Origin of the sequence: Bradyrhizobium valentinum (genome assembly GCF_001440405.1) — a bacterium.
In the GTDB taxonomy this organism is placed as follows: Bacteria; Pseudomonadota; Alphaproteobacteria; order Rhizobiales; family Xanthobacteraceae; genus Bradyrhizobium; species Bradyrhizobium valentinum.
On the sequence record NZ_LLXX01000131.1, the window covers coordinates 3,074 to 15,902 of the forward strand.

12 protein-coding genes are annotated in these 12,829 nt (G+C 63.1%); 8 read left to right on the forward strand and 4 right to left on the reverse strand.

Annotation, left to right across the window (positions count from 1 at the left end):
• Positions 1-87 precede the first annotated feature (87 nt).
• Entirely contained in the window at positions 88-1,041 is a 954-nt protein-coding gene (locus tag CP49_RS22695; protein WP_057852416.1) for a cyclase family protein, read from the reverse strand.
• Between the two features lie 213 nt (positions 1,042-1,254).
• On the opposite strand from CP49_RS22695, the gene CP49_RS22700 reads away from it, so the two are divergent.
• From CP49_RS22700 to CP49_RS22730, 7 genes are all read left to right on the forward strand, one after another.
• A complete protein-coding gene (locus tag CP49_RS22700; protein ID WP_057852497.1) occupies positions 1,255-2,343 on the forward strand; it encodes a TRAP transporter substrate-binding protein in 1,089 nt (362 codons plus the stop codon).
• 1,288 nt (positions 2,344-3,631) lie between these two features.
• Positions 3,632-4,348 (forward strand): TetR/AcrR family transcriptional regulator, encoded by a 717-nt coding sequence (locus CP49_RS22705; protein ID WP_057852417.1) that lies wholly within the window; start codon positions 3,632-3,634, stop codon positions 4,346-4,348.
• A complete protein-coding gene (locus CP49_RS22710; RefSeq protein WP_057852418.1) occupies positions 4,345-5,130 on the forward strand; it encodes an HlyD family secretion protein in 786 nt (261 codons plus the stop codon). Before CP49_RS22705 ends, CP49_RS22710 begins: the two co-directional genes overlap by 4 nt.
• Positions 5,127-6,071, forward strand: a complete 945-nt coding sequence (locus tag CP49_RS22715; RefSeq protein WP_057852419.1) for an ABC transporter ATP-binding protein — start codon at positions 5,127-5,129, stop codon at positions 6,069-6,071. The genes CP49_RS22710 and CP49_RS22715 overlap by 4 nt, the downstream gene beginning before the upstream one ends.
• The gene (locus CP49_RS22720; RefSeq protein WP_057852420.1) at positions 6,068-7,234 is read left to right on the forward strand and encodes an ABC transporter permease; all 1,167 of its coding nucleotides are present in this window, start codon (positions 6,068-6,070) and stop codon (positions 7,232-7,234) included. Before CP49_RS22715 ends, CP49_RS22720 begins: the two co-directional genes overlap by 4 nt.
• A gap of 106 nt (positions 7,235-7,340) precedes the next feature.
• Positions 7,341-8,654 (forward strand): adenylate/guanylate cyclase domain-containing protein, encoded by a 1,314-nt coding sequence (locus CP49_RS22725; RefSeq protein WP_057852421.1) that lies wholly within the window; start codon positions 7,341-7,343, stop codon positions 8,652-8,654.
• A gap of 12 nt (positions 8,655-8,666) precedes the next feature.
• A complete protein-coding gene (locus tag CP49_RS22730) occupies positions 8,667-9,581 on the forward strand; it encodes a PhzF family phenazine biosynthesis protein (RefSeq protein WP_057852422.1) in 915 nt (304 codons plus the stop codon).
• A gap of 104 nt (positions 9,582-9,685) precedes the next feature.
• Here the strand turns inward: CP49_RS22730 and CP49_RS22735 are convergent, their stop codons facing one another.
• Positions 9,686-10,150: a DUF488 domain-containing protein gene (locus CP49_RS22735; protein ID WP_057852423.1), complete on the reverse strand. Its 465-nt coding sequence runs from the start codon at positions 10,148-10,150 to the stop codon at positions 9,686-9,688.
• 137 nt (positions 10,151-10,287) lie between these two features.
• Here CP49_RS22735 and CP49_RS22740 point away from each other — a divergent pair, with 137 nt between their 5' ends.
• On the forward strand, positions 10,288-11,259 hold the full coding sequence (locus CP49_RS22740) for a Bug family tripartite tricarboxylate transporter substrate binding protein (RefSeq protein WP_057852424.1): 972 nt from the start codon (positions 10,288-10,290) through the stop codon (positions 11,257-11,259).
• A 7-nt stretch (positions 11,260-11,266) separates the two neighbouring features.
• Here the strand turns inward: CP49_RS22740 and CP49_RS22745 are convergent, their stop codons facing one another.
• Both CP49_RS22745 and CP49_RS47660 read right to left on the reverse strand, forming a co-directional pair.
• Positions 11,267-12,091 carry a DUF72 domain-containing protein gene (locus CP49_RS22745; protein ID WP_057852425.1) on the reverse strand — a complete coding sequence of 275 codons (825 nt, stop codon included), beginning with the start codon at positions 12,089-12,091 and terminating at the stop codon, positions 11,267-11,269.
• Between the two features lie 173 nt (positions 12,092-12,264).
• Positions 12,265-12,829, reverse strand: a 565-nt coding sequence (locus CP49_RS47660) for a phasin family protein (protein ID WP_245310819.1), incomplete at its 5' end; no start/stop codon positions are given.

Below are 12,829 nucleotides of genomic sequence, written 5' to 3' on the forward strand. Positions count from 1 at the left end.
CCGGGACAAGCCCGGGCATGACGAGTTTGTGGACACATCGAGCTTGTGATCTCCGCAATCACATTCGCGGAGATCGAAACGCCGCCGCTACCGCACCGCGATCGGCGACACCGTCGAGCCCGAGCCGCCCTGAATCTTGAGCGGCTGCATCACGAAGGCGAATTCTCCGACGCCCTTTTGCGCGAGTTCATCAAGCTTGAGGTTCTCCAGGAGATGGATGCCGTTCACCACGAGCGCGATCTGGTGCACCGGAAGCGACAACTGCTTATCGGGGTTGGGCGCGACCTCGACCGGCCAGTTGTCGGCGCCGAGCAGCATCGGGTCCTTTGCGGCAAGCCAGAGCGCGGCCGGCACGCCGATGCCCGGGCAGGATTTCACGTAGCGCGGGTTGTCCTTGCCGTAGAGCTTGCCCCAGCCGGTGTGAATGATCACGGCGTCACCGGGCTGCAGCGTCAGGTTTTGCTTCTTCAGGGCGCCCTCCAGATCTTCCACCGTGATTTCATAATTGTCGCCCAGCATCTCGACGCCCTTGAAGCCTGCGACGTCGATCAGGACACCGCGCGTGAACAGCGTGCCCACATTATGGATACCGAACTTCTTGAAGCCGGTGCGGTCGGCGTTCTCGTCGACCTTCTGGCAATTGTACCAGCTATTGAGATGGGTCTGGTGCGCAAAGCCGTCGAACTGAGTGCCGACCTGGCCGAGCTCGGTGATGATGATCTCTTCATTTGAGCCGCGCATGTTGGAGAACTGGTTCATGAACGTGCGCTTGGTGTGCATGTCGAAGCGCCGCGTTCCGAAGAACGCCATGCTGGGGCCGAGCACGTGTGCGAGCTCGATCACCTCGCCGGTCTTGATCAATTTGGCGGCGTTCATCACGGCCGCGGGCTTCTGGTGATTGGCCGAACCGCGCTCGTCGGCCGCGCCCCATTTCGACGGACAGCGTTGGCTTTCCGCCGGAACGGTCCAGGTTGGTGCCTGCGCGTAGGCGGCGGTGGAAAACGCAAGCGTGATCACCGCACCCAATGTGAATGCTTTCATCGGTATCCTCCCAAGAGAGGGCGCTCTGGATACGGCACCCCTGGGGCAAATAATGCTGATACGATTGAGGCGGTTTCAAGCGACAATCCGCCTGATCACGGTGAGGTTGTGCTTCCACGCATGCCTCGAAGTCCGTTATGATGATGTCAAATGGACGCGGAAGGCGCTTTGCCTCCACGCCAATCGACTTTCATTTTTGGGAGCAAGGACATCATGAAACGCCGTACATTCCTCAAGGGCGGCGCCGTGGTCGGCGCGACGACGCTGGTTGCGGCACCTGCGATCGCGCAAGGTGCACCCGAGATCAAGTGGCGCCTGACCTCGAGCTTTCCAAAATCGCTCGATACCATCTTCGGCACGGCGCAGACCTTTGCGAAATACGTGGCTGACGCCACCGACAACAAGTTTCAGATCCAGACGTTTGCGGCCGGCGAGATCGTGCCCGGCCTGCAGGCGCTCGATGCCGTGAGCTCCGCGACCGTGGAGATGGCGCAGACGCCGCTCTATTTCTACATCGGCAAGGAGCCGGCGTTGACTTACGCGACAGGCGCGCCCTTCGGCATGAACCATCGCCATCAGCATTCCTGGTGGAGCTTCGGCGGCGGCGCCGATCTCTGCAACGAGGCGCTGAAGCCTTTCAAGGCGCATGCGATTCTGTGCGGCAACTCCGGCACGCAAATGGGCGGCTGGTTCCGCAAGGAGATCAAGACGGCCGACGATCTCAAAGGCCTCAAGTTCCGCATCGCCGGCATGGGCGGCCACGTGCTCGCAAAGCTCGGCATCGTGCCGCAGCAGATCGCGGGCGGTGAGGTCTATTCGGCGCTCGAGAAGGGATCGATCGATGCCGCGGAGTTCGTCGGTCCTTATGACGACGAGAAGCTCGGCTTCTACAAGGTGGCGAAGTACTACTACTTCCCCGGCTGGTGGGAAGGCGGCGCCATGCTGCACATGATCGTGAACGAAGAGAAGTGGAATGCGCTTTCCAAGCAATACCAGGCGATCCTGAACCAGGCCGGCTCGGCGGCGGGCGCGTGGATGATCGAAAAATACGACAGCGTCAATCCGGCCGCCCTGAAGCGGCTGGTCGCGGGTGGGGCCGAGCTGCGCGCATTCCCGCAACCGGTCATGGAAGCCTGCTACAAAGCGACCCAAGATCATCTGAACGAGATCGCCGAAAAGAGCGCGCTCTTCAAGAAGACAAAAGAGAGCCACGACGCGTACATGAAGGAAGTGCTGTTCTACACGCAGATCGCGGAAAACTATTACGATAACTTCCTGCTCGGCAAAATGCGCAAGGGCTGAGATGCGTAATTATGAGGTGTAGTCCGGATGAGCGAAGCGACATCCGGGTCTAGGCCCGCATCTCGCTGAGCCTGTCATCAGGCGCGCATTCGCGCGACCCGTTGGCTCGTGCGGGCTACCTGCTGTCCACCAGCAGCCGTCATCGGCGCGCTCGTGCAAATCCGAAGCCGCGGGCAGGGACATCGGCGCGGACTATCACGCTGCGCGAAAAATCTAATTTGTCGAACAGATTCAATCTGATTTGGGCCGTCCAGTCTCCCGCGCAAATATATTCCGCTTCCCTTGCACCCCAAATCAGTGGCTATTTCCGTGCTGTCCCGGCTCGACAAGAGGGGCGTATCGCGATCGTCACGAACGCGAGGCGGGATGCGGTGGACGCGAGGCGTCGGCGCGAAGAGTGGCTGCAGGGCAGGTCTATCCTGTGAGTGGCTCACGTCGCGCAGGACGTACGGCGCTGATGCGTACGGCAAAACCGTGTGGTCCTGACACCCGTGGCTGGTGCCAAGCTGCCGGTGGCGAATTTGATCCAACCGGATCGATTTAGCCATCAAGCCGGCAGCGACGGAGGCAAGACGAATTCGTCTCCGGGGAGAGCGCGGCATAAGCCGTCAACCCATTGCGCAGGGAATGCCGGAGTGCTCCGGCTGTACCTGTATGCTCGTGTGCGCATTCTTATGCATACATTGCACACGAGACCGCGGGTGCAGCAAGCACCCGGCATTCCCCGCTCCCTCTGTTTGAGGGAAAGGATTTCAGCAAACCTCGGGCGCTTAGCGCCGCGAGAATGCGAAACTGTATCCACCGTCATTGCGAGGAGCGAATGCGACGAAGCAATCCATATCTCCGCAAGCGGCGCGATGGATTGCTTCGCGGAGCCTGTCATCGGGCGCGCATTCGCGCGACCCGTTGGCTCGCAATGATGTGGAGAGAGCGAGGCCTGCATCCTTCGAGACGGCGCTTTCGCGCCTCCTCAGGATGAGGTCTGAGACCCTCATGGTGAGGAGCGCGGCAACGCCGCGCGTCCTCGGACGATGCTTGCATCGCCGATCGAACCACGAGGCCACCACTGTTTCGGCAAAGTATTCCAGAGGCAGCAGTGATTGAACGGACAAGCCGCGGCGTACCGGATACCCCCGCATGTGTGGGGTAGGACGCGCCGAGGGAGTCGCGCAAAAATCCTCCACGCCGGAAGCGCGAGGCGCGGTTTCGCGACGTCGGTCACGCCCATGTGAGAAGCCGCTTTCCATTCGACATTGACAATGACTGACCAGTCAGTCATAAATGGATCATGACAAAGGAAGCCACCAAAAGCGCCCGGAAATCCGCTCCCGAACCGGCCAATCGCCGGACGGGGGCGAGGGCATCGGCGGCGGGATCGAGCCCGTCGCCCAAGTCGGCCTCCAACCGCGCCGAGCGCGCCGCCGAGCGGCGCGGGGCCATCATCGAGGCGGCGATGGACGAGTTCATCGCGCGCGGATTTGCGGCGACGCGGCTCGACGACATCGCCAAGCGCGCCGGCGTCGCCAAGGGAACGATCTACCTGCACTTCAAGGACAAGGAATCGATGTTCGAGGAATTGATCCGGACCGCGATCGTGCCGCTGGTGACCCGCCTGTGGGCGACGCCGCCGCAGCCCGGAGCATCGGTGCGCGACATGGTGGAGGGCTTTGCCAAGACCTTCATCGAGGAGGTGGCGAACACGCCGCGCGGCGACCTCGTGCGGCTGATCGTGGCCGAGGGGCCGCGATTTCCTGAAGTGGCCGACTTCTATTATCGCGAAGTGGTGTCGCGCGGGCTGGCCGGCATGCGCGCCCTGATCGAACTCGGCATCGCGCGCGGCGAGATCCGGCAGAAGAACCTTGCGCAGTTTCCGCAGATCGTGGTGGCGCCCGCGCTGATCGCCGTGATCTGGCAGAGCCTTTTCAGCAAACACGCGCCACTGGACGCCCTCGAAATGTTTCGGGTGCATCTCGATCTGATTTTTGGCGAACGGAGAACGACATGACTTCGTCGCGAACGATAACGGTCCTGGCCGCGCTGGCGCTCGCCGCCGTGCTCGCGGGTTGCAACGAGCGCAAGGATCCCGGCTTTCAGGGCTGGGTTGAGGCCGACATGATCTTTGTCAGCCCCGACGAGACCGGCCGCGTCACCAAGCTCAACGTGCGCGAGGGCGACGAGGTGAAGCCCGGAATGCTGCTCTATACGGTCGACGACGACTTGCAGCAGGCCGACCTCAATCAGAACAAGGCCACGCTCGCCAACGCGCAGCAGACTTTTGATCGCGCGGCGTCGCTAAGCAAGACCGGCTCCGGCACGCAGGCCAACCTCGATTCCGCGACCTCGGCGTTGCGCGTGGCAGAAGCCCGCGTCAACACCTCGCAGACCCGGCTGGCGCGGCGCAGCGGCTTTGCGCCGGTCGGCGGCACCATTCAGCAGATCTATTTCCGCGAAGGCGAGATGGTGCCGGCGCAGCGGCCGGTGTTGTCAATCATGCCGCCCGGCAACATGAAGATCCGCTTCTTCGTGCCGGAGACGGAATTGCCGAAGCTTGCGATCGGCGACGAGGTGAAGGTCACCTGCGACAATTGCGCGCCCGATCTCACCGCGAAAATCTACTTCATCGCTACGACGGCGGAATACACCCCGCCGGTTATCTACAGCCTCGATGAGCGCAACAAGCTGGTTTACCTGATCCAGGCGCGGCCGAGCCGGCCCGACGTCTTGCGCGTCGGCCAGCCGATCAGCGTGTTTCTCCATCCCCGAACACCAGTGGCGGACAAGCGATGAGTTTAACGCCGGCATCTGCGTCCGACATCGCGATCAATGTCGAGGGCCTGTCAAAATCGTTCGGCGGCCGCGAGGTCGTGCATGACCTCTCGATGCAGGTGAAGCGCGGCTCGATCTATGGATTCCTTGGGCCCAACGGCTCCGGCAAGACCACCACCATCCGCATGCTGTGTGGGCTATTGACGCCCGATGCCGGCGAGGGGACTTGCCTCGGCTACGACATCCGCCGCGACGCCGACAAGATCAAGCGCCAGGTCGGCTACATGACGCAGCGCTTCAGCCTGTATCAGGATCTCTCGGTGCGCGAGAACCTCGAATTCGTTGCCCGGCTCTACGGCCTGCGCGACGCGCGAGGCGCGGCACGCGACATGATCCAGCGTATTGGCCTGAACGGCCGCGAAGAGCAACTCGCCGGCGAGCTTTCCGGCGGCTGGAAGCAGCGGCTGGCGCTCGGCGCCTGCACGCTGCCCAATCCGCAATTGCTGCTGCTGGACGAGCCGACCGCCGGCGTCGATCCCAAGGCGCGGCGCGACTTCTGGAACGAGATCCACGCGCTCGCCGCCGAAGGGCTGACGGTGCTGGTCTCCACCCATTACATGGACGAGGCCGAGCGCTGTCACGAGATCGCCTATATCGCCTATGGCCATCTTCTGGCCCACGGCACGGTGGACGAGGTGATCGCGAAATCGGCGCTGTCGACCTACACGGTCTCCGGCGACGACCTCAACGGGCTTGCGGCCGAACTCACCGGCAAGCCCGGCATCGACATGGTGGCGCCGTTCGGCACCAGCCTGCACGTCTCGGGGCGCGACAAGTCCGCGCTCGAGGCGACCATCGCGCCCTATCGCAATACGAGGGGATGGCGCTGGGAGGACAGCGAGCCGTCGCTGGAAGACGTGTTCATCGATCTCATGAACCGCTCAAAGGACAATTTCCAATGAGTGCAACCGAGATGACCAACCAAGATCGCGGCGCCAGCGAGCGCCCCTTCGGCTTCTGGCGGCGCAGCTATGCGATGCTGGTCAAGGAATTCATCCAGCTCCGCCGCGACCGCGTCTCGTTCGCGATGATCGTGATGATCCCGGTCATGCAACTGCTGCTGTTCGGCTATGCCATAAACACCACGCCGCGCCATCTGCCGACGGCGGTATTGATCCAAGAGGACAGCGACCTGGCGCGCTCGGTGCTGAAGGCGCTGGAGAACACCCGCTACTTCCGCTTCACCCGCGAAGTGCACAGCGTCGCCGAGTTCGACGATCTCCTGCAATCCGGCAAGGTTCTGTTCGGGGTCGAGATCCCGCGCGGGTTCGAGCGTGCGGTGCGGCGCGGCGACCGCCCGGCGCTGCTTGTCGCGGCGGATGCGACCGATCCGGTTGCGGCCGGCTCTGCGCTCGGCGCGCTCGGCGCTGTAGTGCAGACCGCGCTCGCACATGACCTTCACATCGGCGATCCGCCGCAGCTCCCGTTCGAGATCAGGGCGCATGCCCGCTACAACCCGGCCGCGGAATCGCGGCTTAACATCGTGCCCGGCCTCGTCGGCACCATCCTGACCATGACCATGCTGATCTTCACCGCGTTGTCGGTGACGCGCGAAATCGAACGCGGCACCATGGAGAGCCTGCTGTCGATGCCGATCAAGCCGGTGGAGGTGATGTTCGGCAAGATCATTCCGTACGTGATCGTCGGCTTCATCCAGGCCTCGCTGATCGTCAGCATCGGCGTCCTGCTGTTCGGGGTGCCGATCCTCGGCAGCGTGGTGCTGCTGGCTGTTCTGACGACGCTGTTCATCACCACCAACCTGTCAATCGGCTATACCTTCTCCACCATCGTGCAGAACCAGTTGCAGGCAATGCAGATGTCGATGATGTTCTTCCTGCCCAGCATCCTCCTGTCCGGATTCATGTTTCCGTTCGCCGGCATGCCGGTCTGGGCGCAGTATCTCGGCGAGGTGCTGCCGCTGACCCACTACATCCGCATCGTCCGCGCCATCATGCTGAAAGGCGCCGCTCCTTCCAACCTGCAGTACGACACGATTGCACTCATTGCACTGATGCTGGTGGCGATGACGATCGCCGTGACGCGCTTCCGTCGCACGCTCGATTGAGGTTATATATTTTGCAGTCATTCCGGGGCGCCTCGAAGAGGCGAACCCGGAATCTCGAGATTCCGGCTTCACGCTTGCGCGTGCCCCGGAATGACAAGGGGCCATAATGCTCGAGTTCTGGGGCAAGAAGACAAAGGACCAAGACACAGGAGTATCGGCTGACTTCCAGCGCGCGTTGATGCAGGAAGTGATGAAGACCGAGCTGCTGCGGATCAAGGCGCTGATCGCAACAACCGCGCTGCTCGCCGTCATTCTCGGGACGGTCTACTTCTTCGCACCCGAGGCCGTGAGCCGCGTCTGGCACGGCAACCTGAAGCCGGAATATCTCTATTCGATCATCTTGCCGTTCATCCTGTTCGAATTGTGGGTGCATGGCCAGATCACCCGCCACATGCAGCAGGGCCGCGATCTTCCCGTAGTCCGGCGCTATATCGGTGCGCTGATCGAGACCTCGATGCCGACGGTCGCGCTGGCGCTGCACATCAACAGCATGGGGTCGGTGGCCGCACTCGGCTTCGTGACGCCGATGACCTATTTCATCTTCATCATCCTCTCCACGCTGCGGCTGGATTTCTGGCTCTCCACTTTCACGGGCACGGTCGCCGCCGTGCAGTTGTTCTGCATGGCGATGTTCTACCAGCCGCCGACCGGCGTGGAGGCTGAGCCCAGCATTTACTATCACGCCGCGCGCAGCCTGATCGTCCTGATCTGCGGCGTGCTCGCCGGTGCGGTCGGCCACCAGTTGCGGCGGCAGTTCGAGGCGAGCATCAAGGCGGCAACCGCGCGCGATCGCATCACCAACCTGTTCGGCCAGCATGTCTCGCCGCAGGTGGTCGAGCGCCTGATGGCCGAGGGCGCGAAAACGGACAGCGACATCCGCCGCGTCGCCGTCATGTTCGTCGATTTCCGCAGCTTCACCGCAGGCGCGCGCACGCGCACGCCGCAGGAAGTGGTGGACCGGCTCGACGGCGCCTTTGCCGTGCTGGTCGACATCCTCGACCGCCACGGCGGCATCGTGAACAAATTTCTGGGCGATGGATTCCTGGCGCTGTTCGGCGCGCCGCTGCAAGCGCCGGACCCGGCGCACCGGGCGGTCGCCGCGGCGCGTGAGATGCTGGAAGCCAATGAGCGGCTCAACGAAGGGACGAGTTGGCCGCTGCGCATCGGTATCGGCATTCACCTCGGCGAGGTGGTCGCCGGCAATATCGGCTCACCGCGGCGCAAGGAATACACCGTGATCGGCGACACCGTGAACTTCGCCTCGCGGTTAGAGGCGCTCAACAAGGATTTCAATTCGCAGTTCCTGATCTCGGAAGCGGTTCGCGACGCGCTCGGCGAAGCCTGCGGCGACGCCGTCTCGCTCGGCGAGGTCGAGGTCAGGGGTTATGAACGGCCGATGGCCGTGTGGCGGCTAGGATAGGAGAGTATCGAAATGCAGCGGCGTTATATCACTGTGGACGTTTTCACCGATCGCGCCTTCGGCGGCAACCCGCTCGCCGTGGTGCTCGATGCCGGCGGGCTGTCGAGCGAACAGATGCAGGCGGTCGCCACCGAGTTCAATTATTCGGAAACGACCTTCGTGCTGCCGCCGGCCGATGCCGCCCACGATGCGCAGGTGCGCATCTTCACCGTGAACCGGGAGATACCCTTTGCCGGCCATCCCAATGTCGGCACCGCCTTCGTGTTGGCGACGCTGGCGGAAAAACCACCGGCGCGGCTGTTGTTCGAGGAAAAGGCCGGGCTCGTGCCGGTCGAGATCGTGACCGAGCGGGGCAGGGTCGTCAGCACCGAATTCACGGCGCCGCAGCCACTGAAGCAGATGTCGCATCTCGGCGCCGAGCAGGCGGCAGCGCTGCTTTCATTATCTGCGAGCGATGTGAGAACCGACCGGCACCCGCCGCAGGTCATCTCGGTCGGGCTGTCGTTCCTGGCCGTCGAAGTTGCCTCGCGCGAGGCGCTGCGGCGGGCCAGGCCCGATGCTGCCGCGTTCGCAAAAACCTTCCCATGTGACGGCAGCGACGCCGTCTACTTCTATACCCGCGACGTACCGGAAGGCGAAAGGCCGTGCGAGCTGCAGGCGCGGATGTTTCATCCCGGCGCCAGCGGGCTGTCGGAGGACCCGGCCACGGGCAGCGCAACGGCGGCCGCCGCGGCGCTGCTTGCCGATCTCGACGATATCAAAGGCGGCGAACTGAGATTGAAGATCGGCCAAGGCGTCGACATGGGGCGGCCGAGCCTCTTGCTGACGCGCGTTCGCAAGCAGAATGGCGCGGTGGCCTCCATTCACGTCGGCGGCAGTTGCGTGAAGATGATGGAGGGAACGTTCCGGCTGGATGGCAAGGGGTGAGACGCGATGGCGTCTCCCCGTCATTGCGAGCGAAGCGAAGCAATCCATGCCGCCGTACAACGAGAGAATGGATTGCTTCGTCGCTTCGCTCCTCGCAATGACGGTCACACCTGCGGCGCTACCAGATTCTCCACCTTCACGCCGTCGCGGTCCTCAATGATCTCCGCGATCCATTGCCGGTGGCAATGGGTGTGATCACGCTCATAACAGAGAATGCAGACTGGACCGGACTTGTTCACCAGCGCCGACAACTCATCGAGTTGCTCCTTCGCCTGAACCGTCCTCAGATGCGCCGAATAGATCTTGTGCAGCATGCCGAACTTGCCGCTGCGCGCCGCCTCGCGGCCGCTCTTCGGCGTCCCGAGGCCCTTGAGGTGCAGATAGGAAATGCCGCGCTCATCGAGACCGGCCGCGAGCTGATTCTTGGAGAAGCCGGGCCGCCGCGAGGCGGCGACGGCGCGCACGTCAACCAACAGCTTGACGCCGGCGGCCTGTAACTCATCGAGCACCGCCATCGCCGGTGTCTGCTCATAACCGATGGTGAAGAGGCGTTTGGTCTTGCGGACCATCGAGAACCGTCCGGATGTTGTTCGCACAAGGCTACGGCACCGCTCGATCAATTTCCACATTCGCATTGCCGCCGACGGCGGCATGTCGCATAGTTCCGCAAAAGAGCCTGTCGAAGGCCGTATCTGGGGGAAATGGCATGAACCGCATTGGTCGCTCACTCGCATGGCTAGCCGCGCTCTTCGTTGGCGGCATTGCCGCAGCGCATGCCCAGACCGGCTATCCGGACCGTCCGGTGAAGATCATCGTCCCGATCGGTCCCGGCGGCAGTTACGACCTGGTCGGGCGGCAGCTTGCGGATGCGCTGTCGAAGCGGATGGGGCAGGCCTTTGTCGTCGAGAACAAGCCCGGCGCAGGCACTGTCGTCGGCACCCAGGCGGCCAGCCAGAGCGAGCCGGATGGCTATACGCTGGTGGTCGGCGGCCTCTCCAACATGGCCTTCAATTCGGCGCTGTATTCGAAGCTCGGCTACGATCCGCGCAAGGATTTCGTGCCGGTCGCCCTGATCTACAAGTTCGGCTACGTGATGGTCGGCCGCAAGGATCTGCCGCAAGCCAGCCTGCAGGACATCGTCGCCGCCGCCAAGGCCAAGCCGGGCTCGATTTCGGTTGCGACGGCCGGCGTCGGCACCGGCCAGCAACTGGTGGCAGCCGCGTTCATGAAGGCCGCGGGCGTGAAATTCCTCGAAGTGCCCTACAAGGGTTCGCCGCCGGCCTTCACCGATCTGCTCGCGGGCCGCATCGACCTGTTTTTCGATTCGATTGCGGCGGGGCTGCCTTACGTTCAGTCGGGACAGGCGAGAGGCGTCGCGCTGCTGTCGTCGAAGCGCAGCCCGCTTGCGTCTGATGTGCCGACGATGTCGGAAGCCGGCGTATCCGGCCTCGATGTCGATTCCTGGCTCGGAATATTCGCGCCTGCCAAAACCCCGCCGGAGACAATCGCAAAACTGCGCCGGGAAATCCGCGCCTCGCTGCCTGAACTCAAGGAGCGCTTTGAGAGGAGCGGCGGGGAGGCGTGGGACTTGCCGGACGACAAGCTCGACGCCTTCGTCGCCTCCGAATACGAGACCTGGACAAAACTGATCCGCGAGGCCGGCATCAAGCTGGATTGAAGCCGGATTACTTCACGCGCTCGATCAGCTCCATCGCGCCCGCCGGCGCGCGGATTTTGCCCTCGTGGATTACATAGGCAAAGACGTCGCGCGGCGCTTTTTTTGGCTTGGCGGCATCGACGCGCGGCAGATCATCGGGCTCGCCGCCGGCGGCCCATGCCTGAAACCGTTTGGCCCAGGCGTCGAGCTGTTTTGGCGGATAGCAGGTCTTGAGCTCGTCATTGCCCTTCTGCAGCCGCGCATAGACGAAGTCGCTGACGACATCGGCGATCGCCGGATATTTGCCGTGCTCGGCGAACACGACCGGCGTCTCGAACTTGCGCAGCAATGCGATGAACTCCGGCACGCCGAAACTGTCATGCCGTACCTCGACCACGTGACGCAGCGCGCGGCCGTCGAGTGTGCGCGGCAAGAGTTCGAGGAACTTGCCGAAATCGGCCTCGTCGAACTTTTTGGTCGGTGCGAACTGCCAGAGCACCGGACCGAGCCGGTCGCCGAGCTCCAGTACGCCGGAATCGTAGAAGCGCTTTACGGAATCGCCGGCTTCAGCCAGCACACGCCGATTGGTCGCGAAGCGCGGTCCCTTTAACGAGAACACGAAGCCATCCGGCACCTCACGCGCCCATTTGCGAAAACTCTCCGGCTTCTGCGAGCCGTAATAGGTACCGTTGATCTCGATCGAGGTCAGTTTCGATGCGGCATAAGACAGCTCCTTGGCCTGCGCGAGCTTCTCCGGATAAAACACCCCGCGCCACGGTTCGAAGGTCCAGCCGCCGATGCCGATATAGATGTTGCCGCCGTTTTTTGCGGTCGATTTCGAGGGCTTGCTCACGGGACAGCTCGTCGGAAATGAGGGGGAGGGGAGCTAGTGCATGTTAGCCAAGTCAGCCCCGATTGGCCAGTTTGCCAGGGCGCCGGCTCATAGGCGTGATCCCACGAAAAAGGCTCCGGAAGACCGGAGCCTTTTGCTTGTACTCGTCTGCATCACGCCGTTTCGCGTGAACCTCAGGACTTGCCGTGCGTCGGCGGCGCCTTGCCGGTCAGCCCCTTGAACGGGTCGAGCGTCTGCCGCGCAAGCCTGTTGTGGAGATCGCAGATCTTCTGTGACTCGGCGACCGAGGTTTCGTAGGCCCGCTTCACAAATTCGGTTTGAACCGTCATCGCCTTGTCGAGCGAGCGAACGCCGCTGAGCTGCTCGACAAACGACCCGAACTCCTCGATCGATTTCCTTGTGTAGTCGCGATAGGCGTTAGCGATGGTCTGCAGACTCACCGGCGCGGGCTCCGCCGCGGACTCGACTGGTGCAGGCTCGACTGGTGCGGGCTGAATCGACGGGGCCTCGGCGGGCGCGGGCTCGGCCGGCGAGGGGGCCGGGGTCGGCTCCGGCTCGGGCGACGCAGCGAGGGCACCGACTGGTTCGTCGACAGCCGGCTGATCCACCTTCGGGCTCTCCGCGTGAGCCGGCTCCGGCTGCAGCGGCTGATCTTGACCCGGGCTTTGCAATTCGACCGGAGCCGGGGTCACTGTCGGGCTCTCTTGGGGAGCGGCTTTTTTGCCTCGCTCTCCCTTG

What these genes read in the sequence shown, in the direction of transcription:
- CP49_RS22710 (WP_057852418.1), top strand. Translation starts at nt 4,345, where the DNA reads ATGACTTCGTCGCGAACGATAACGGTCCTGGCCGCGCTGGCGCTCGCC.
- CP49_RS22700 (WP_057852497.1), top strand. Translation starts at nt 1,255, where the DNA reads ATGAAACGCCGTACATTCCTCAAGGGCGGCGCCGTGGTCGGCGCGACG.
- CP49_RS22715 (WP_057852419.1), top strand. Translation starts at nt 5,127, where the DNA reads ATGAGTTTAACGCCGGCATCTGCGTCCGACATCGCGATCAATGTCGAG.
- CP49_RS22695 (WP_057852416.1), bottom strand. Translation starts at nt 1,041, where the DNA reads ATGAAAGCATTCACATTGGGTGCGGTGATCACGCTTGCGTTTTCCACC.
- CP49_RS22730 (WP_057852422.1), top strand. Translation starts at nt 8,667, where the DNA reads ATGCAGCGGCGTTATATCACTGTGGACGTTTTCACCGATCGCGCCTTC.
- CP49_RS22705 (WP_057852417.1), top strand. Translation starts at nt 3,632, where the DNA reads ATGACAAAGGAAGCCACCAAAAGCGCCCGGAAATCCGCTCCCGAACCG.
- CP49_RS22725 (WP_057852421.1), top strand. Translation starts at nt 7,341, where the DNA reads ATGCTCGAGTTCTGGGGCAAGAAGACAAAGGACCAAGACACAGGAGTA.
- CP49_RS22720 (WP_057852420.1), top strand. Translation starts at nt 6,068, where the DNA reads ATGAGTGCAACCGAGATGACCAACCAAGATCGCGGCGCCAGCGAGCGC.
- CP49_RS22740 (WP_057852424.1), top strand. Translation starts at nt 10,288, where the DNA reads ATGAACCGCATTGGTCGCTCACTCGCATGGCTAGCCGCGCTCTTCGTT.
- CP49_RS22735 (WP_057852423.1), bottom strand. Translation starts at nt 10,150, where the DNA reads ATGGTCCGCAAGACCAAACGCCTCTTCACCATCGGTTATGAGCAGACA.